The 18196-nt window shown below is 64.1% G+C and carries 18 protein-coding genes and 1 tRNA gene; 11 read left to right on the forward strand and 8 right to left on the reverse strand.

The features are described from left to right. Positions 1-48 precede the first annotated feature (48 nt). The 4 genes from QCE58_RS04715 to trxB all read right to left on the reverse strand — a co-directional run bounded on the left by QCE58_RS04715 (position 49) and on the right by trxB (position 3444). Positions 49-702: a protein-L-isoaspartate O-methyltransferase gene (locus tag QCE58_RS04715; protein ID WP_008350990.1), complete on the reverse strand. Its 654-nt coding sequence runs from the start codon at positions 700-702 to the stop codon at positions 49-51. A gap of 143 nt (positions 703-845) precedes the next feature. Further along, a complete protein-coding gene (locus QCE58_RS04720; protein WP_008350988.1) occupies positions 846-1466 on the reverse strand; it encodes a trimeric intracellular cation channel family protein in 621 nt (206 codons plus the stop codon). Next, entirely contained in the window at positions 1456-2292 is an 837-nt protein-coding gene (locus QCE58_RS04725; protein WP_008350985.1) for a Smr/MutS family protein, read from the reverse strand. The genes QCE58_RS04720 and QCE58_RS04725 overlap by 11 nt, the downstream gene beginning before the upstream one ends. Before the next feature lie 156 nt (positions 2293-2448). Then, entirely contained in the window at positions 2449-3444 is a 996-nt protein-coding gene (gene trxB / locus QCE58_RS04730) for a thioredoxin-disulfide reductase (RefSeq protein ID WP_008350982.1), read from the reverse strand. Between the two features lie 354 nt (positions 3445-3798). Between trxB and QCE58_RS04735 the strand changes: the two genes are divergently transcribed. Together QCE58_RS04735 and lolA are read left to right on the forward strand one after the other, a co-directional pair. After that, the gene (locus QCE58_RS04735; RefSeq protein ID WP_008350980.1) at positions 3799-6114 is read left to right on the forward strand and encodes a DNA translocase FtsK; all 2316 of its coding nucleotides are present in this window, start codon (positions 3799-3801) and stop codon (positions 6112-6114) included. A gap of 26 nt (positions 6115-6140) precedes the next feature. Then, complete coding sequence (gene lolA / locus QCE58_RS04740; RefSeq protein WP_081851844.1) at positions 6141-6821, forward strand: outer membrane lipoprotein chaperone LolA; 681 nt, start codon at positions 6141-6143, stop codon at positions 6819-6821. Positions 6822-6844: 23 nt separating this feature from the next. On the opposite strand, the gene QCE58_RS04745 is transcribed toward lolA, so the two are convergent. Beyond that, complete coding sequence (locus QCE58_RS04745; RefSeq protein ID WP_250520987.1) at positions 6845-7747, reverse strand: LysR family transcriptional regulator; 903 nt, start codon at positions 7745-7747, stop codon at positions 6845-6847. A 115-nt stretch (positions 7748-7862) separates the two neighbouring features. Between QCE58_RS04745 and speB the strand changes: the two genes are divergently transcribed. Then, positions 7863-8888 carry an agmatinase gene (gene speB, locus QCE58_RS04750; protein WP_175981751.1) on the forward strand — a complete coding sequence of 342 codons (1026 nt, stop codon included), beginning with the start codon at positions 7863-7865 and terminating at the stop codon, positions 8886-8888. A 3-nt stretch (positions 8889-8891) separates the two neighbouring features. Here speB and cytX read toward each other — a convergent pair whose 3' ends face one another. After that, positions 8892-10220, reverse strand: a complete 1329-nt coding sequence (gene cytX, locus QCE58_RS04755; protein ID WP_250520988.1) for a putative hydroxymethylpyrimidine transporter CytX — start codon at positions 10218-10220, stop codon at positions 8892-8894. A 160-nt stretch (positions 10221-10380) separates the two neighbouring features. Between cytX and QCE58_RS04760 the strand changes: the two genes are divergently transcribed. The 3 genes from QCE58_RS04760 to QCE58_RS04770 all read left to right on the forward strand — a co-directional run bounded on the left by QCE58_RS04760 (position 10381) and on the right by QCE58_RS04770 (position 13303). Further along, positions 10381-11697 carry a replication-associated recombination protein A gene (locus QCE58_RS04760; RefSeq protein ID WP_034471382.1) on the forward strand — a complete coding sequence of 439 codons (1317 nt, stop codon included), beginning with the start codon at positions 10381-10383 and terminating at the stop codon, positions 11695-11697. A gap of 115 nt (positions 11698-11812) precedes the next feature. Then, a complete protein-coding gene (gene serS, locus QCE58_RS04765; protein WP_008350969.1) occupies positions 11813-13111 on the forward strand; it encodes a serine--tRNA ligase in 1299 nt (432 codons plus the stop codon). A gap of 101 nt (positions 13112-13212) precedes the next feature. After that, positions 13213-13303, forward strand: a tRNA-Ser gene (locus QCE58_RS04770). A gap of 79 nt (positions 13304-13382) precedes the next feature. On the opposite strand, the gene QCE58_RS04775 is transcribed toward QCE58_RS04770, so the two are convergent. Continuing rightward, a complete protein-coding gene (locus tag QCE58_RS04775) occupies positions 13383-13733 on the reverse strand; it encodes a hypothetical protein (RefSeq protein WP_034471379.1) in 351 nt (116 codons plus the stop codon). Positions 13734-13982: 249 nt separating this feature from the next. On the opposite strand from QCE58_RS04775, the gene map reads away from it, so the two are divergent. The 5 genes from map (at position 13983) to minE (ending at position 17553) form a co-directional block, all read left to right on the forward strand. Next, positions 13983-14765, forward strand: coding sequence for a type I methionyl aminopeptidase (map, locus tag QCE58_RS04780; RefSeq protein WP_008350964.1), 783 nt, complete (start codon positions 13983-13985; stop codon positions 14763-14765). 173 nt (positions 14766-14938) lie between these two features. After that, on the forward strand, positions 14939-15463 hold the full coding sequence (locus QCE58_RS04785; RefSeq protein ID WP_008350962.1) for a GNAT family N-acetyltransferase: 525 nt from the start codon (positions 14939-14941) through the stop codon (positions 15461-15463). Between the two features lie 154 nt (positions 15464-15617). Then, positions 15618-16385, forward strand: coding sequence for a septum site-determining protein MinC (gene minC, locus QCE58_RS04790; RefSeq protein WP_008350959.1), 768 nt, complete (start codon positions 15618-15620; stop codon positions 16383-16385). Positions 16386-16473: 88 nt separating this feature from the next. Continuing rightward, complete coding sequence (gene minD / locus QCE58_RS04795) at positions 16474-17289, forward strand: septum site-determining protein MinD (protein WP_008350957.1); 816 nt, start codon at positions 16474-16476, stop codon at positions 17287-17289. A gap of 9 nt (positions 17290-17298) precedes the next feature. After that, positions 17299-17553, forward strand: coding sequence for a cell division topological specificity factor MinE (gene minE, locus QCE58_RS04800; RefSeq protein ID WP_008350955.1), 255 nt, complete (start codon positions 17299-17301; stop codon positions 17551-17553). A gap of 352 nt (positions 17554-17905) precedes the next feature. Here minE and QCE58_RS04805 read toward each other — a convergent pair whose 3' ends face one another. Beyond that, entirely contained in the window at positions 17906-18085 is a 180-nt protein-coding gene (locus QCE58_RS04805; RefSeq protein ID WP_250520989.1) for a hypothetical protein, read from the reverse strand. Between the last annotated feature and the right edge of the window lie 111 nt (positions 18086-18196).

Here is an 18196-nt window from a genome sequence, read left to right on the forward strand (position 1 = left end):
TCCGGCAAGATGCGCGCTACCGGATAAGGCCGGCAGCGCGCTTTCGGCTTAGAACTTGAACTGCGACGGATGCACCGCGTTCTTCAGCGGCGCGACGAGCGTTTCGAAGACATCCGACACGCGGAACTGCTTTTCGTCCACGCGCGTGATGATCTGCGCCTTCATGACCGGCGCCGAGCCGACGAACGCCGCGATGCGCCCGCCGATCTTCAGCTGTTCCAGAAATTCCTGCGGCATGACCGGCAGCCCGCCCGACACGCAGATCACGTCGTAAGGCGCGCCCTGATTCCAGCCGAGCGCGCCGTCGCCGGTGATCACGTCGACGTTCGTCACGCCGTTCGCCGCGAGGTTCTGCTGCGCGAAAGCGGCGAGCTCCGGCGAGATCTCGACCGTCGTCACGCTGCGGCCGCGGTGCGCGAGCAGCGCCGCCATGTAGCCCGAGCCGGTGCCGATTTCCAGCACGGTTTCGCCCTTGTGGATCGCGAGTTCCTGCAGGACGCGCGCTTCGACCTTGGGCGACAACATGCGCTCGCCGCCAGGCAGCGGAATTTCGAGATCGGCGAAAGCGATGTTGCGGTACGCGGCGGGAACGAAGTTCTCGCGCTTGACGATCGCGAGCAGGTTCAGGACGTCCTGGTCCAGCACTTCCCACGGACGAATCTGTTGCTCGATCATGTTGAAACGCGCTTGCTCGATGTTCATGTTCTGTGTGCGTGATGGCGACCGGAGCGGCTTGCATCGCGGCCGGATGCGGGGCTAGAAAACTACGAGATTGTAGCAAATCGAAGGGTTTTCCCGCCTGCTTTGCGCCCGACCTGCGCCCGACGCGCTGGCCTCCCGTGCGGCTAATGCGGCAGGCGGATATCGAACTTGAAGGTGATGAGCCGCGCGATCAGGATGAACGCCGTCGAAAATAGCACGTTGTAGATCGTGTCGACGTCGAGCCGTTCGAGCCCGAGATACATCCAGCATCCGGCGAACGCGCAGACCGCGTACGGGCGCGAGTCGCGCAGGATCAGCGGAATCTCGTTGCAGAGCACGTCGCGCAGCACGCCGCCGAACACGCCGGTGATGACGCCCATCATCGTCGCGGTGAAGGCGGGCATCTGGGCGTCGAGTGCGATCGACGTGCCCGACACGCTGAAGAGTCCGAGCCCGATCGCATCGGTGACGAGCAGCGCGCGCTGGTCGAAGAGGCGTGACGTGACGCGCAAAAAAAGCGGCGCGAAGATCGCCATCGCGAAGATGAACAGCACGTAGTCCTGATGCTCGACCCAGTAGAAGGGCCGGCGCGAGAGCAGCACGTCGCGCACCGTGCCGCCGCCGAACGCGGTCACGAGCGCGACGAGAAACGCGCCTACCGCGTCGAGCCGGCGCTTGCGCGCCTCGATGAGTCCGGAGAAGGCGTACGCGAAAATCGCGAGCGCCTCCATGATGGTGATGGCGAGGGTGAGTCTAGGATGCACTGTCCGGCCCCGGATTGCTGTTCTTGCCGAGGCTCCGGTCCTGCGACTTGTCCTGCGGATGATTGTGATGACGCGGCGTGCCGCCCGGCTGCAGCAGCACGAGCACCGCGCCCGCGCCGCCGTCGTGCGGCCGCGCCTGACAGAACGCGATCACCTCCGACTTCTGCACGAGCCACGCGCGCACCTTGCCCTTCAGCACCGGCTCCTTGCCGATGGACCCGAGCCCTTTCCCGTGAATGACGCGCAGGCAGCGCAGCCCGCGCTTCACCGATTCGCGGATGAACTCCGCGAGCGCCTCGCGCGCTTCCTCGCGGCGCATGCCGTGCAGATCGAGCTGCGCCTGCACGATCCACGCCCCGCGCCGCAGCTTTCTGACGACTTCCTGGCTGACGCCCGGACGATAGAACGACAGCGTTTCGTCGATGTCGAGCAGGCTTTCGGGATCGTATTCGTCGGAGAGCGCTTCCTGCAGCACCGCTTCTTCGTCGCGGCGGCTCTGCAGCGGCACGGGCGGCGGCGGTACGCGCGTGACGGTCGTGCGCGGCGGCGTCTTGAGCGGCTCGATTTCGCCGATCGCGCGACGAAACTCGTCGGCATCCGCGACGGCTTCCCGCTCGGCGCGCGCCGCCGCGACCCGCTGGACTTCGCGCTTTTCGGCGTCGGCCTTCAGCGCGCCCTTCAGCGACGACAGACCCGACAGGCCTTCGCGTTTCACGGCGGCGGCGACATCGCGCGCATCCACCGGTTTTTGCGCGGGCGCGGCCGGGCGCGGCGCTTCCTTGCGACGGACTTTCGGTTCGTTCGGATGAGGGAGATTCTTCGGCATCGTTCGGCCAGCGGAATGGGTCGGGGATCGGACTCGGCGCGCCGCGCGCCGGCGCCGCCGCGTGAAACGACGGCACGCGCGCGCCGAAACGAAAACGGGCCGGCGGAGTGAACCGTGGCCCGTCGTGGCTGCATTCTAGCGGCTCGCGCCGCCCGATCAGCGGTCGGCTTCGTGGCTCATCGAATGCGGCGTCGGCGTTTCGTCGATGGTTTCGAGATAACGCTGCGCATCGAGCGCGGCCATGCAGCCCGTGCCCGCGCTCGTGATCGCCTGGCGATAGACGTGATCCTGCACGTCGCCCGCCGCGAACACGCCGGGGATGCTCGTCGCGGTCGCGTCGCCGCTCGTGCCGCCCTTCGTGATGATGTAGCCGTTCTTCATCTCGAGCTGGTTGACGAAGAGATCGGTGTTCGGCTTGTGGCCGATCGCGACGAACACGCCTTGCAGCGCGATGTCGGTCGTCTTGCCCGATTGCGTGTCCTTGATGCGCAGGCCGGTGACGCCGGACTGATCGCCGGTGACTTCGTCGAGCACGTGATTCCACTTGATGTCGACAATGCCTTCCTTCTCCTTCGCGAGCAGGCGGTCGATGAGAATCGGCTCGGCGCGGAACTTGTCGCGGCGATGCACGACCGTGACCTTCTTCGCGATGCCCGCGAGATAGATCGCTTCCTCGACGGCCGTATTGCCGCCGCCGATCACCGCGACTTCACCGTTGCGATAGAAGAAGCCGTCGCACGTTGCGCACGCCGACACGCCCTTGCCCATGAACGCTTCTTCCGACGGCACGCCGAGATATTGCGCCGATGCGCCCGTCGCGATGATGAGCGAATCGCAGGTGTACTCGCCGGAATCGCCGATCAGACGGAAAGGGCGCTCGTTGAGCTTCGCGGTGTGGATGTGATCGAAGACGATCTCGGTGTTGAAGCGGCGCGCGTGTTCCTCGAAACGCTGCATCAGTTCGGGGCCTTGCACGCCCGACGGATCCGCCGGCCAGTTCTCGACGTCCGTGGTGGTCATCAGCTGGCCGCCCTGCGCGAGGCCGGTGATGAGCAGCGGCGACAGGTTCGCGCGCGCGGCGTAGACGGCGGCGGAGTAGCCGGCGGGGCCGGAACCGAGAATCAGCACTTTGGCGTGTTTGGGCGAAGACATGATGATGGTCCGTTATTGATGGTTTCGGATGCGCGCCTCGAGGCGCGCGAGCGATTGCCTGCGACGCAGCAATCTCGACGCCCGGTACATCCGATGAACCGTATTTGAGTGCAAAACGACGATTATAAAGGCGTCGGAAAAAGCCTTCCGAATGAACCTTTCAATCGGATTGATAGCCGCGCCGGGCCGAAACCGCGACATGACGCGCGCGTGACGAGTGTTACAGGTTGCAAGAACGCGCCGGTTTTTGCGCCTTTCACCGCAATGCAGCGTTTACAATAGTTCACCGTTCCATGCCGCTCTTGCGCAACAGGCGCGAGCCGCAAAAAAGCGATACAAAGCGACACCGAATCAATGGCCAAAGCTACCTATTCCGCGAGCCCGCAGGCATTGCCGCACCGCATGTCGCGGCTCTTCACCGAGATTCGCTGGATTCTCCAGGTCGCACTCGGACTGTTTCTCGTCATGGCGCTCCTCTCGTACAGCCGCAAGGATCCGAGCTGGACCCACGCGGTGAGCGTCGATCACATCGCGAACTGGGCGGGGCGCGTCGGCGCGTACACGTCGGACATCCTCCTGCTCGTCTTCGGGCTATCGTCCTACTGGCTGATCGTGCTGCTCGCGCGGCGCATCATCGCGAATTATCGAAAGATCACGCATCCGCCGGTCGTCGACGAAGACGCGCCGAAAGACCGCACCTGGCTCGCCGAAGCGTTCGCGTTCGTGCTCGTGCTGCTTGCCTCCGACGGCATCGAGGCACTGCGCATGTGGTCGCTCAAGGTGCAGTTGCCGCGCGCGCCGGGCGGCGTCGTCGGCGATGTGGTCGCGCGCCATGTATCGCACGCGCTCGGCTTCACGGGCGCGACGCTGTTTCTGCTGATCGCGCTCGCGATCGGCCTCTCGCTGTATTTCCGCTTCTCGTGGCTGTCCGTGTGCGAGAAGGTCGGCGACGGCATTCTCGATGCGATCACCGGCGCGCAACTGCGCCGCGAAGCCGGACGCGATCGCAAGCTGGGCGAAGCGGCCGCGGTCAAGCGCGAAGGCAAGGTCGTGCGTTCGCGCGAGAAGAGCGAGGATCACGAGCCGGTGATGATCGTGCCCGCCGCGCCCGCGCCCGCGCGTTCCGAACGCGCCGAGAAGGAAAAGCAGGTGCCGCTCTTCAAGGACCTGCCGGGCGATTCCACCTTGCCGCCGCTCGCGCTGCTCGATCCGCCGCCGAAGACGCAGGAAACCATCGCCGCCGATACGCTCGAATACACGTCGCGTCTCATCGAGAAGAAGCTGAAGGACTTCGGCGTCGAAGTGAGCGTGGTCGCGGCGTATCCTGGGCCGGTCGTCACGCGCTATGAAATCGAGCCGGCGACGGGCGTGAAGGGCAGCCAGATCGTCGGTCTTGCGAAGGATCTCGCGCGCTCGCTGTCGCTCGTGTCGATTCGCGTCGTCGAGACGATTCCGGGCAAGAACTTCATGGCGCTCGAATTGCCGAATCAGCGCCGTCAGACGGTCAAGCTCTCCGAAATTCTCGGCTCCGAAGTCTATGCGAACGGCGCATCGCCGCTGACGATGGGCCTCGGCAAGGACATCGGCGGCAATCCGGTCTGCGCCGATCTCGCGAAGATGCCGCACTTGCTCGTCGCGGGCACGACGGGCTCGGGCAAGTCCGTCGGCATCAACGCGATGATTCTCTCGCTCTTGTACAAGGCGAGCGCGGATCAGGTCCGGCTCATCCTCATCGATCCGAAGATGCTCGAAATGAGCGTCTATGAAGGCATTCCGCATTTGCTGTGTCCGGTCGTCACCGACATGCGGCAGGCCGGCCACGCGCTCAACTGGGCGGTCGCCGAAATGGAACGCCGCTACAAGCTGATGAGCAAGATGGGCGTGCGCAATCTCGCGAGCTTCAACACGAAGATCGACGAAGCGAAGAAGCGCGGCGAAAACATTCCGAATCCGTTCAGCCTCACGCCCGACGAGCCCGAGCCGCTCACGCGTCTGCCGAACATCGTCGTCGTGATCGACGAACTCGCCGATCTGATGATGGTCGTCGGCAAGAAGGTCGAAGAGCTGATCGCGCGCATTGCGCAGAAGGCGCGCGCGGCGGGCATCCATCTGATTCTCGCGACGCAGCGTCCTTCGGTCGATGTGATCACCGGCCTCATCAAGGCGAACGTGCCGACGCGCATGGCGTTCCAGGTGTCGTCGAAGATCGATTCGCGCACGATTCTCGATCAGCAGGGCGCGGAGTCGCTGCTCGGCATGGGCGACATGCTCTATCTGCCGCCCGGTTCGGGCCTGCCTGTACGCGTGCACGGCGCGTTCGTGTCGGATGAAGAAGTGCATCGCGTCGTCGACAAGCTGAAGGAGCAGGGCGAGCCGAACTATATCGAGGGCATTCTGGAAGGCGGCCTCGCGGGCGATGGCGACGAAGGCTCGGCGGGCGCAAGCGGAACCGGCGGCGCCGATGGCGAGTCGGACCCTTTGTACGATCAGGCGGTCGAGGTCGTCATCAAGAACCGTCGCGCGTCGATATCGCTCGTGCAGCGGCATTTGCGCATCGGATACAACCGGGCGGCGCGTTTGCTCGAACAGATGGAGAACTCGGGGCTCGTGTCGGCGATGTCGTCGAACGGCAACCGCGAAATCCTCACGCCGGCGCGCGACGCGGAATGACCGCGCGTTATATGGAGAACATAAGCATGAAGCAGTTTACGGGGCGCAGTTTCGTCAAGGCATTCGGCACGGCGCTGGTTTCGGCGTCGATGCTGGTCGCATCGCACGCATTCGCGAGCGGCACGGAGCAATTGAAGGCGTTCGTGTCGCAAGTCCACGCGGCGCGCGGCGACTTCACGCAGCAGGAAATCAAGGCGCCCGGCAAGACCAACAACGGCGCGACGTCCACGCAAGTGCCGACCAAGGGCGCAGCCTCCAGCGGCACGTTCATGTTCGCGCGGCCGGGCAAGTTCATCTGGTCGTATCAGAAGCCGTATTCGCAAATTCTCCAGGCCGACGGCGACAAGCTCTACGTCTACGACAAGGATCTGAACCAGGTCACGGTACGCACGCTCGGCGGCGCGCTCGGTGCGAGCCCGGCGGCGATTCTCTTCGGCAGTAACGATCTGGAAAAGAACTTCAACCTGCGCGACGCGGGGGAGAAGGGCGGCATCGACTGGCTCGAACTCACGCCCAAGGCGAAGGACACGCAATTCGAGACGGTCGGCATCGGCTTCAAGGACGGCAACCTGCAGGCGATGGAACTGCACGACGTTTTCGGCAACGTGACGCTGCTGACGTTCTCGAACATCCAGAAGAACCCGCCCATCAAGAGCGATACGTTCAAATTCACCGTGCCGAAGGGCGCGGATGTCATCAACGGCTGAGGTTTCAGGTCCGGCCGCGCGCGTCAGGCGTGCGCGGCTTGCATGTCCTCGACGAACGCTTCCACGATTTCCCGTTTCGCGCTGCCCGAGCGTTCAGCGCGCGTGACCATGTGAAACGCGACGCGATAGCGCATCGCTTTCGGGTTCAACGGCGCGAGCAACCCTTCCTTCACGTAGGGCGCGGCGAAATGCTCGGGCAGATAGCCGAGATGCCGGCCCGACAGCACGAGCATCGCGACGGCCTCCATGTTGTCCGCGACCGCCCCGATATTGCGCGGCGTCAGCTCGCCCGCTTCCGGCAGCGGATAGCTGCGCCACGCCCAGTCGTGCTCGAACGCTTCCGGTACGGCGACGCGTCCCGCGCGCGCGAACAGCGGATGCTCGCGTCCGCAATACGCGAGTTGATCCTCCGCGAAAATTTCGGTGTATTCGAGCGACGGCACGCGATGCCAGAAGTATCCGATCGCCATCTGGATGCGTTCGGCGAGCAGCATCTCTTCGAGTTCACCGGGCGAGCGCACGAGCACCGCGAAGCGCACGGATTCGTCGCGCTGCCGGAAACGCGCGATCGCCTCGCTGACGCGCGCGTTCGCGCTGACAGGCGTGTTGCCGATCATCCCGAGCGTCAGCGTGCCGACGAGCTTCTTGCCGACATTGCGCGCGGTCGAATCGAAGGTGTCGATGGCCGCGAGCAGCGTCCGGCACGCCTCGACGAACGGCTCGCCGCGCGAGGTCAGCGCGAAGCCGCCGCGTCCGCGCTCGCAAAGCCGGTAGCCGAGCCGCGTTTCCAGCGTCGCGAGCTGCGTGCTGATGGTCGACTGCCCGACGTTGAGCGTCGCTTGCGCGGACGAGACGCCGCCCGCATCGACGATGGCGAGAAACACGCGGATCAGGCGCAGATCCAGATCGGAAAGGTGAGTGAACATGACCGCCGTCGATACATCGATAAATATCGATGTTAAGTTGATTTCTTCGCCATTTTATCTCCGCGGGAAAGCAGCTATTAATAGTCGGATCGACCACCCGCCGCCATTCGACGCCATGAATCCTTCCTCGCCTTCGTCGCTTTTCGCTCCAGCCGAACACTTCGATTCGCATTTCCTCGAACAGCGCGCCGAGCGTCCGCAGCCGCTTTCCGGCAATCAGATGCCGCGCTGCGGCGGCATCACGACGATGATGCGTCTGCCGCACGTTCAATCGGCGGAAGGGCTGGATGCCTGTTTCGTCGGCGTGCCGTTCGATCTCGGCACGTCGAATCGCACCGGCGCGCGATTTGGCCCGCGTCAGGTGCGCAGCGAGTCGGTGCTGCTGCGTCCGTACAACATGGCGACGCGCGCCGCGCCGTTCGATTCGCTGCGCGTGGCTGATATCGGCGATGTCGCGATCAATCCGTACAACCTGCTCGATTCGATCGACCGCATCGAGCGCGCGTATCGCGAAATCCTGAAGCACGGCTGCAAGCCGCTGACGCTCGGCGGCGATCACACCATCGCGCTGCCGATCCTGCGCGCGATTCACGCGAAGCACGGCAAGGTCGGGCTGATTCATATCGACGCGCACGCGGACGTCAACGACACGATGTTCGGCGAGAAGATCGCGCACGGCACGCCGTTTCGCCGCGCGGTGGAAGAGGGCTTGCTCGATTGCTCGCGCGTCGTGCAGATCGGGCTGCGCGGCACGGGCTACGAAGCGGGCGATTTCGACTGGTGCCGCGAGCAGGGCTTTCGCGTCGTGCAGACGGAGGAATGCTGGAACAAGTCGCTCGTTCCGTTGATGGACGAAGTGCGCGCGCAGATGGGCGATGGGCCGGTGTACATCACCTTCGATATCGACGGCATCGATCCCGCGTTCGCGCCCGGCACCGGCACGCCGGAAATCGCCGGGCTGACGGTGCCGCAAGCGCTGGAGATCGTGCGCGGCGCGCGCGGGCTGAACATCGTCGGCGCGGATCTCGTCGAGGTCGCGCCGCCTTACGATCCGTTCGGCACGACCGCGCTGCTCGGCGCGAACCTCGCGTTCGAGTTGCTGTGCGTGCTGCCGGGCGTGGAGTATCGCGCGGCGAAATAACGCTTACGCGTAGGCGCGACGTCTGCCCGACACGAGCAGCAGATAGCACACCGCGCCGAGTGCGAGCGCGGGCAGCGTCGCGCCGAGATTCGGCAGCCATTGATTGATCGCGTGATACGCCGCGATCCCGATGCCCCACGCGATGAACGCGCTGACGTGCCATCCGCCGGAGAAGCCATAGCGGCCGTTGACATCGGCGAGCATGGCCGCTTCGATGCGGCGCTTGCGCACGATGAAGTGATCCGCCAGCACGACGCCGAAGAGCGGCGCGAACACCGAGCCGATCAGCAGCAGGAAGTTCTGATACTTGCCCATCTCGACGACGAGCGCGACGAGCGTGCACAGCGCGCCGAACGCGCACGAGAGCAGCGGCACGCTCGCGCGCGCCCAGAACGTGCCCGTCGATACGGCGGCGGAGTGGATATCGGCGAAGGCGTTGTCGGTTTCGTCGATCAGGATCAGGAAGAGCGCGAGTCCGCCGCCCGCCTGCGCGAACGCGGTCGTAAGAAGCGCATCGCCGCCGCCCGCCGCGAGCCCGTAGATCGCGCCGAGCGCATAGAACCACAGATTCGCGATGCCGTAGCCGAGAAGCGTGCCGCGGAACGCGCCGCCCGCGCTCTTGCCGAAACGCGTGTAATCGGCGATCAGCGGCAGCCACGACAGCGGCATCGCGACGACCAGATCGATGCCCGCGCCGAACGCCATTTCGCCGGTGCCGGGACGCGCCATCAGCGCGGCGAGATCGTGCTTCGCGAGCAGATTCCAGGTGAGCCAGCCCGCGCCGCCGAGCAGGAGCCAGATTCCCCACGTTCTCAGAAAGCGGCGCACGAAGGAGAGCGGGCCGCTCACCGCGAGCAAGGTAGCGAGCGCGCCGAAGACGAGCGTCCAGACGAGCGGCATCGAGAGATTGAAGGATTGCTTCGCGAGCGCGTCGGCGGAATCGCGCATCACGATGATCTCGAACGAACCCCAGCCGACGAGCTGGATTGCGTTGAGCACCGCCGGCACCGATGCGCCGCGCACGCCGAGCGTCGGGCGCAGCGAGGACATCGCCGCAAGCCCCGTATCCGTGCCGACGACGCCCGCGAGCGCGAGCAGCACGACGCCGATCACCGTGCCGATGACGATCGCCGCGAGGGCGTGCGGCAGCGACAATCCCGGCACCAGCAGCGCGCCCGCCTGCGCGACCAGCAGGCCGATGCCGAGCGAGAACCAGAGCGCGAAGGCGTCGCTCGTGCCGAATGCGCGCCGCTCCGGCGGCACCGGCGTGAGCGGCGCGTAAGTCGAAGTTTCGCCGTGCGCTGCGGCGTTCGTGGTGTGCTCTTGCCCCATCGGATTGCGTCCTTATATGGATTGTTCAGGCGTGGCCCGCGTTGGTCGCGGCCCTCAGGCTGTCATAATGACCCGATTCTGCGGCCGCGCCGCGCCTTTGCCGAAGCGCGAGATTATCGCCGCGATCCACCCAACTGCGTCAATCTGCATCGCACAGCACATGTTCGAAGAAAACCGTGGCACCGTTCCGCTCGCGGAGCGCCTGCGCCCCCGCACCATCGACGACGTGATCGGCCAGAAGCATCTGCTCGGGCCGAGCAAACCGCTGCGCGTCGCCTTCGAATCGGGCGAGGCACATTCGATGATTCTCTGGGGCCCGCCCGGCGTCGGCAAGACCACGCTCGCGCGTCTCATGGCCGATGCGTTTCACGCGCAGTTCATCTCGCTGTCGGCGGTGCTGTCCGGTGTCAAGGACATTCGCGAGGCGGTGGAAACGGCGCAGATTCATCGCGCGAACGGGCATCAGACGCTCGTGTTCGTCGACGAGGTGCATCGCTTCAACAAGAGCCAGCAGGATGCGTTCTTGCCGCACGTCGAATCGGGATTGTTCGTGTTCGTCGGCGCGACGACGGAGAATCCGTCGTTCGAGGTGAACAGCGCATTGTTGTCGCGCGCGGCGGTGTACGTGCTGAAGAGTCTGGACGCCGATGAACTCAAGGAACTGCTGGAACGCGCAACGAAGGAACTCGGCGGCCTCACGTTCACCGACGAAGCCCGCGACGCGCTGATCGGTTCCGCCGATGGCGACGGCCGCAAGCTCCTGAACAATCTGGAAATCGTCGCGCGCGCGGCGGCGCAGCAAAAGCAGACGGAGGTCGACGGCGCACTGCTCGGCAGCGCGCTCGCCGAAAACCTGCGCCGCTTCGACAAGGGCGGCGACGCGTTCTATGACCAGATCAGCGCGCTGCACAAATCGGTTCGCGGCAGCAATCCGGACGCGGCGCTCTACTGGTTCTGCCGCATGCTCGACGGCGGCGCGGACCCGCGTTACATGGCGCGGCGCATTGTCCGGATGGCGTGGGAGGACATCGGCCTCGCCGATCCACGCGGCGCGCGCATCGCGCTCGACGCCGCCGAAACCTACGAGCGGCTCGGCTCGCCCGAAGGCGAACTGGCGCTCGCGCAGGCGCTCATCTATCTCGCCGTCGCGCCGAAATCGAACGCCGGCTACAACGCGTACAACGAAGCGCGGCGCTTCGTCGGCAAGGATCAGTCGCGCGGCGTGCCGGTGCATCTGCGCAACGCGCCGACCAAGCTGATGAAGGAACTCGGCTACGGCCACGAATATCGCTACGCGCACGACGAGCCCGACGCCTACGCGGCCGGCGAGACTTATCTGCCCGACGGCATGCGCGATCCGTACTGGTACAAGCCGACGCCGCGCGGACTCGAAGGGAAGATCGGCGAAAAGCTCTCGCGTCTCGCCGAACTCGACGATGCGTGGCGGCGCGAGCATCGCGACGAGAAGAAGCGCTGAAACCGGCGCGGTCCGTTTCGCGCGCGCGCTCGCCGCGTTTCGCCGATCCCGCCCGGCGCGCGATGACCGTGCGCTAAAATCGGCGTTTCCGATTACTTAACAAAGCAGCCCCGCCATGCTCGACATCCAAACCCTCCGCAAAGACCTGGACGGCGTCGCGAAGCGTCTCGCCACTCGAGGCTACACGCTCGACGTCGCCGCGTTCGCCGCGCTCGAAGCCGAGCGTCGCGAGATCCAGACCCGCACCGAAGAACTCCAGGCACGCCGCAACAGCCTGTCGAAGCAGATCGGCGCGATGAAAGGCCGCGGCGAGGACACGTCGGCGGTAATGGCGGAAGTGAGCGGCATCGGCGACACGATGAAGGAATCGGCGGCGAAGCTGGATGAGATCCAGAAGCGTCTGTCGGACCTGATGCTGACCGTGCCGAACCTGCCGCACGAAAGCGTGCCGGTCGGCAACGACGAGACGCAGAACGTCGAAGTGCGGCGCTGGGGCGCGCCGCGTTCGTTCGACTTCGAAGTCAAGGATCACGTCGATGTCGGCGCGCCGCTCGGTCTCGATTTCGAAACGGGCGCGAAGCTCTCCGGCGCGCGCTTCACGCTGTTGCGCGGGCCGATCGCCCGGCTGCATCGCGCGCTCGCGCAATTCATGATCGACACGCATACGGAGCAGCACGGCTACACCGAGGCGTACACGCCGTACATCGTGAATCCGGAGATTCTCTACGGCACGGGCCAGCTGCCCAAGTTCGCCGACGACATGTTCCGCGTCGAGAAAGGCGGCGACGAGAACACGGTCACGCAGTACCTCATCTCGACGTCGGAGATCTCGCTCACCAACACGGTGCGCGACAGCATCCTCGAAGCCGACGCGCTGCCGGTGAAGCTGACCGCGCATTCGCCGTGCTTCCGCTCCGAAGCGGGCTCGTACGGGCGCGATACGCGCGGCCTGATCCGCCAGCATCAGTTCGACAAGGTCGAGATGGTGCAGATCGTGGCGCCCGAGCATTCGTACGCCGCGCTCGACGAGATGGTCGGCCAGGCGGAGACGATCTTGCAGAAGCTCGAACTGCCGTATCGCGTGATTACGCTGTGCACCGGCGACATGGGCTTTTCGGCGGCGAAGACGTTCGATCTGGAAGTGTGGCTGCCGGCGCAAAACACGTATCGCGAGATTTCGAGCTGCTCGAATACCGAGGCGTTCCAGGCGCGTCGCATGCAGGCGCGCTTCCGCAATGCGCAGGGCAAGCCGGAGTTCGTGCATACGTTGAACGGCTCGGGCCTGGCGGTCGGCCGCACGCTCGTCGCGGTGCTGGAGAACTTCCAGAATGCGGACGGCTCGGTGACGATTCCCACAGTGCTGCGTCCGTACATGCGCGGCGCGGAAAGAATCGAAGTTTCCGCGTCGGCCTGATGTTTATTTTCAAAAAGGGGCTTGGAAAGCGCGAAAGGGTTCGATATACTTTCGTTCTTCGTTGAGCAACGACCAGTTCACGAAGACCCGCAAGGGTAGACGGAGAGGTGGCAGAGTGGTCGAATGTACCTGACTCGAAATCAGGCGTACGGTTTTCCCGTACCGTGGGTTCGAATCCCACCCTCTCCGCCAAGACACAAAAACCCCGCAAGTCGAAAGGCTTGCGGGGTTTTGCTTTTGCGGCTCCGCTTCGTCGAGGCGGAGCGCGTCTTCAGGTCGTGCACCTCGCGATATCGAAGCGCAATTCGGGTTCGGGCACGCCGCCATCGTCGCTCGATGACTGCTGCACCTTCACGATCGATCCATAAGCCGAAGGCGTGAGCGTCACGAGCCACGCATTGGAGCCGACCAGCAACTCCGTCGAGCCCTGATCGCGTCGCGTCTGCGCGGACGGAATCATGCGTTGCAGACAACTCGATATATCCGACGCAGGCCGCGCCGACGAAACATGAATCACGGGTTTCGACGCACGCAGTTCGGGATCGCTCGTCGAACTGCAGGCGGCGAGGGTGGCGACGCCCGACAGCACGGCGCAAAGAGAAGCAGATCGATGCAGGTTCATAACACTCCGGCAGGTCAGAAGTCGCGCCACTAAAACACAAACGGTCGCTCATCACAAGATCGAACGACGACGGCGACGCACGCACAAACAACGCGCCCGAAGGCTCGAAATGCAGCGCCGATGCGCCTCCGCGAGCGGAGAGGCTGCGCGGGAGTGCTATCATCGGGCCCATTGTCCTCGCGCGCCGCCTGCGTCGAACATCGGCGAAAAGGCGCGCGCGAGGCGGCACGAACCCATTCGCATTGCTCAATGGCCATCACGCTCAAGACACCCGCCGACATCGAAAAGTTGCGCATCTCCGGCCGCATGGCCGCCGAAGTCCTCGCGATGATCGGCGAATACGTCCGCCCGGGCGTCACCACCGACGAACTCGACGCCATCTGCAATCGCTTCATCGTCAACGAACTGAAGGCCGTGCCCGCTAACGTCGGCTACATGGGCTTTCCGAAAACGATCTGCACGTCGGTGAATCACGTCGTATGCCACGGCATTCCGGGGGCGAAGGAACTGAAGGAAGGCGACATCATCAACATCGATGTCGCGATCATCAAGGACGGCTACTACGGCGACACGAGCCGCATGTACTACGCCGGCACACCGAGCGAGCAGGCGCGCCGTCTCACCGAAACCACCTACGAAGCGATGGTCGCCGGCATGCGCGAAGTGCGTCCCGGCGCGACGCTCGGCGACGTCGGCGCGGCGATTCAAAGCGTCGCGCATCGGGAAGGCTTCTCGGTGGTGCGCGAGTATTGCGGACACGGCATTGGCCGCGTGTATCACGAAGATCCGCAAGTGTTGCATTACGGTCAGCGTGGCGCGGGCCTGCGTCTGAAGCCGGGCCTCGTCTTTACGATCGAGCCGATGATCAATGCGGGCCGCGCCGGCACGCAGCAGTCGCGCGACGGCTGGACCGTGACGACGAAGGACCGCTCGTTGTCCGCGCAGTGGGAGCACATGGTCGCCGTGACCGACGACGGCTTCGAAGTGCTCACGCCGTGGCCGGATGGCACGGGCAGCTATGCAGCGCCATGAGCGCGCGTTCGCCATGCCGTGTGCGTTGTAAAGCACTTTCCCGGATTTAGGAATTGACGGGTTCGCCCGTTCGGTTGAAGCTATGCCGATGGCCCGAGCGCCGGACCGGCCGACAGAGCCGCACGCGTATCCCGCCTGAAAGCCAGAGAGAAATTGTCCGCATGAGCGCCCGCATGAGTCCCTCACTGACCGTCAGCCGCATCGCCGCGCAACAAGGTTCGGTCTTGCGCGAGCTTCGCACGGCATCGCTGCGCGAAGCGCCATACGCATTCGGCGAAACGCTGGAAGATGCGCTGCTCGTCGATCCGTCGTCGTTCGACGACACCGCGTCGCTGCATGCGAGTTCGCCCCGGCTCGCGACGTTTCTGCTCTACACCGAAGGTCATCCTTGCGGTCTCGTGCACGCGTACATCGAAGAGGCGCCGAACGAGCGCGCATTCGTGAGCGCGCTGTGGGTCGCGCCGGCCGTGCGGCATCTGCGTGGCGGCGAACTGCTCGTGAACGTCGCGTCGCGATGGCTCGCGCAGCAAGGCGTCGCAGAGGTGCATGCGTGGATATCCGAGGAGAACCGCACCGCGGTGCGCTTCTACGAGCGCCTCGGCTTCGGTCCCACCGGCGATCGTCGCGCGATGCCGTCTCACGAGCAAGAAGCCGAGTCGCTCTTCGTGCGCCACATGCATCCCGAAGAGGACGACTGAGGCGCCTCCGCTTCGGCTTCGTCTTCGCTTCACGCATCTTCGTCGTGCGCGTTCGTCGCACGCACTTCTCGTTTCCGATAGCTGAAATCGGTCCTAAAAATTATGGCCGTGTGCGACAACGCCTGTAAAATACGCAAAATTTTTGGCCGTTCTTATGTCGCTCAACAAAACGCCCTTCTTCGAACTGCGCAGCGGCTCCGTCGACACGCTTCTCTTCGTCGTCAAGACTCCCGACCTCGATGCCCTGCGCACTGAACTCACGCGGCGCTTCGAAGCGACTCCCGAATTTTTCGCAGGCGATGTCGTCGCCATCGACGTGCGCCGTCTCGCCGAAGGCGAACGTGTCGCGCTTGCCGATCTGGAAAAGGTGCTGAGAGACGTCCGCATGCGTCCGATCGGCATCGTCGCGCTGCCCGAGCAGACGTGGGCGATTCAATGGGCGAACGCGGGCGGCCTGCCTGTTCTCGAAGCACGTGACCGGCGCGGCGCGCCCAAGCCCTCCGTCGACGAAGCGAAGCCCAACACCGAAGCTGCCGCGGTGATCGAAGCCGCGGTCGCGAACACGCCGCCGCCGCCCGCGCTGCCGGCGCCGGCGACCATCATCGATCGTCCGCTGCGCTCGGGGCAGCAGGTCTATGCGAAGGGCGATCTCATCGTCCTCGGGCTCGTGTCATACGGGGCCGAAGTGATCGCCGAAGGCAATATCCATATCTATGCGCCGTTGCGAGGCCGCGCGCTCGCGGGCGTGCACGGCAATCTCGACGCGCGCATCTTCTGCACCTGTCTCGAGCCGGAACTCATCTCCATCGCGGGCATCTATCGAACGACCGAGAACCCGCTGCCGGCCGACGTGCTCAGCAAGCCGGTGCAGATCTGGCTGAACGAAGAAAAACTGATGATCGAACCGCTGCGTCTGACCTGACGGGTTGCATCGATTCGCGCGCCCGATGCCCTTGGCGCGCGCTCGCAGGCAACGCAAGCGGACTTATTGACGAACACAAGGTACTTGTATGGCAAAAATCATTGTGGTGACCTCGGGAAAGGGCGGCGTCGGCAAGACGACCACCAGCGCGAGCTTCGCATCGGCGCTCGCATTGCGCGGCCACAAGACGGCCGTGATCGACTTCGACGTCGGTCTGCGCAATCTCGACCTCATCATGGGTTGCGAACGCCGCGTCGTGTACGACCTGATCAACGTCATCCAGGGCGAAGCGAATCTGCATCAGGCGCTCATCAAGGACAAGAAGTGCGAGAACCTCTACATCCTGCCGGCATCGCAAACGCGCGATAAAGACGCGCTGACTCTCGAAGGCGTCGAGAAGGTCATCAACGAGCTGATCAAGATGGACTTCGAGTACATCGTCTGCGATTCGCCGGCGGGCATCGAATCCGGCGCGCTGATGGCAATGCACTTCGCCGACGAAGCGCTCATCGTGACGAATCCGGAAGTGTCGTCCGTGCGCGATTCGGACCGCATTCTGGGCATTCTGTCGTCGAAGACCAAGCGCGCGATCGAAGGCAAGGAACCGGTCAAGGAACATCTGCTCATCACGCGCTACAACCCGAAGCGCGTAAGCGAGGGCGAAATGCTGTCGCTCTCCGACATCCAGGAAATTCTGCGCATCGATCTGATCGGCGTGATTCCGGAATCGGAAGCGGTGCTGCACGCATCGAACCAGGGTTTGCCGGCCGTGCATCTCGATGGCACGGATGTCGCGGAATCGTACAAGGACGTGGTGTCGCGATTCCTCGGCGAGGAAAAGGCGCTGCGCTTCACCGATTATCAGAAGCCCGGTTTGCTGCAACGCATCTTCGGCACCAAGTAAGGGGACGCAATGTCGATTCTTTCGTTTTTGCTGGGCGAGAAGAAGAAGTCCGCTACGGTCGCGAAGGAACGCTTGCAGTTGATCATTGCGCACGAGCGCGCGGGTGGCAAAGCCGCCGCCGATTATCTGCCGGCGTTGCAACGGGAACTGGTTGCCGTGATTTCGAAGTACGTGAAGATTTCCGATGACGATATTCGAGTCAGCCTCGAACGTCAGGACGATCTCGAAGTGCTGGAAGTGAAGATCGAAATTCCGCAGGCGTGATGCCGCGTGCGGCGCGTGCTTGCGCGCCGCGTTTATCGAAAGAGCCAGAATCTCGGGATTCTGGCTCTTTTGCTTGGCGCGTTATCGTTTGCGCGTGTCATTTCGACGCCGCCGATGCGCGGTCGATCAGCGTTTTCCGGGGCCAGAAAAAAGAACAGGCGCGAGGCTTTCGCCGGGCGCCCAAGAAACGCTCCCGCCATAAGCAGGAGCGGAGAGGAGATGAGAGCCGTGCGTTAGGTTCGACGAGCGATCCGACGAACGGCATTACCTGCTCAGAGTGCCCGCGCGGGGGAAAGTTCAACCGATTTGAAATTTTTCTGTAGGTCCGGCGTCTGATGCCGGCGCGCGCGGCTCAGGCGGTCAGCACTTCGAAGGCGAGCACGGCCAGGATCGCGCCGACATTCGCGATGACGGCTTCGACGAGCACGCCTCGCCATGTCGCCGGTCGGAACCTGATCGCGAGCAGCAACGCGGTCGAAAGCGCGATGGCGATCATCGCGACGAGATGAGCGCTCTCAACATGAAGACGCATGCCCGGCCTCCTTCTGGTTCGCGGCACAAGTTTTCCGCGCATCGTTTTTGTCGAACTTGTTTCGAGTATAGGCAGCGGCATATTTACTGGAAAGCGGACAAAAAAGTCATT

Source organism: Caballeronia sp. LZ028 (assembly GCF_031451415.1).
Lineage (GTDB): Bacteria > Pseudomonadota > Gammaproteobacteria > Burkholderiales > Burkholderiaceae > Caballeronia > Caballeronia zhejiangensis.

Excerpts from the sequence above, each read along its gene's own strand:
- minD (WP_008350957.1), top strand. The coding sequence starts at position 16,474 with ATGGCAAAAATCATTGTGGTGACCTCGGGAAAGGGCGGCGTCGGCAAG.
- trxB (WP_008350982.1), bottom strand. The coding sequence starts at position 3,444 with ATGTCTTCGCCCAAACACGCCAAAGTGCTGATTCTCGGTTCCGGCCCC.
- speB (WP_175981751.1), top strand. The coding sequence starts at position 7,863 with ATGAATCCTTCCTCGCCTTCGTCGCTTTTCGCTCCAGCCGAACACTTC.
- QCE58_RS04760 (WP_034471382.1), top strand. The coding sequence starts at position 10,381 with ATGTTCGAAGAAAACCGTGGCACCGTTCCGCTCGCGGAGCGCCTGCGC.
- minC (WP_008350959.1), top strand. The coding sequence starts at position 15,618 with ATGTCGCTCAACAAAACGCCCTTCTTCGAACTGCGCAGCGGCTCCGTC.
- QCE58_RS04715 (WP_008350990.1), bottom strand. The coding sequence starts at position 702 with ATGAACATCGAGCAAGCGCGTTTCAACATGATCGAGCAACAGATTCGT.
- map (WP_008350964.1), top strand. The coding sequence starts at position 13,983 with ATGGCCATCACGCTCAAGACACCCGCCGACATCGAAAAGTTGCGCATC.
- lolA (WP_081851844.1), top strand. The coding sequence starts at position 6,141 with ATGAAGCAGTTTACGGGGCGCAGTTTCGTCAAGGCATTCGGCACGGCG.
- cytX (WP_250520988.1), bottom strand. The coding sequence starts at position 10,220 with ATGGGGCAAGAGCACACCACGAACGCCGCAGCGCACGGCGAAACTTCG.
- minE (WP_008350955.1), top strand. The coding sequence starts at position 17,299 with ATGTCGATTCTTTCGTTTTTGCTGGGCGAGAAGAAGAAGTCCGCTACG.
- QCE58_RS04735 (WP_008350980.1), top strand. The coding sequence starts at position 3,799 with ATGGCCAAAGCTACCTATTCCGCGAGCCCGCAGGCATTGCCGCACCGC.
- QCE58_RS04725 (WP_008350985.1), bottom strand. The coding sequence starts at position 2,292 with ATGCCGAAGAATCTCCCTCATCCGAACGAACCGAAAGTCCGTCGCAAG.
- serS (WP_008350969.1), top strand. The coding sequence starts at position 11,813 with ATGCTCGACATCCAAACCCTCCGCAAAGACCTGGACGGCGTCGCGAAG.
- QCE58_RS04805 (WP_250520989.1), bottom strand. The coding sequence starts at position 18,085 with ATGCGTCTTCATGTTGAGAGCGCTCATCTCGTCGCGATGATCGCCATC.
- QCE58_RS04785 (WP_008350962.1), top strand. The coding sequence starts at position 14,939 with ATGAGTCCCTCACTGACCGTCAGCCGCATCGCCGCGCAACAAGGTTCG.
- QCE58_RS04745 (WP_250520987.1), bottom strand. The coding sequence starts at position 7,747 with ATGTTCACTCACCTTTCCGATCTGGATCTGCGCCTGATCCGCGTGTTT.
- QCE58_RS04775 (WP_034471379.1), bottom strand. The coding sequence starts at position 13,733 with ATGAACCTGCATCGATCTGCTTCTCTTTGCGCCGTGCTGTCGGGCGTC.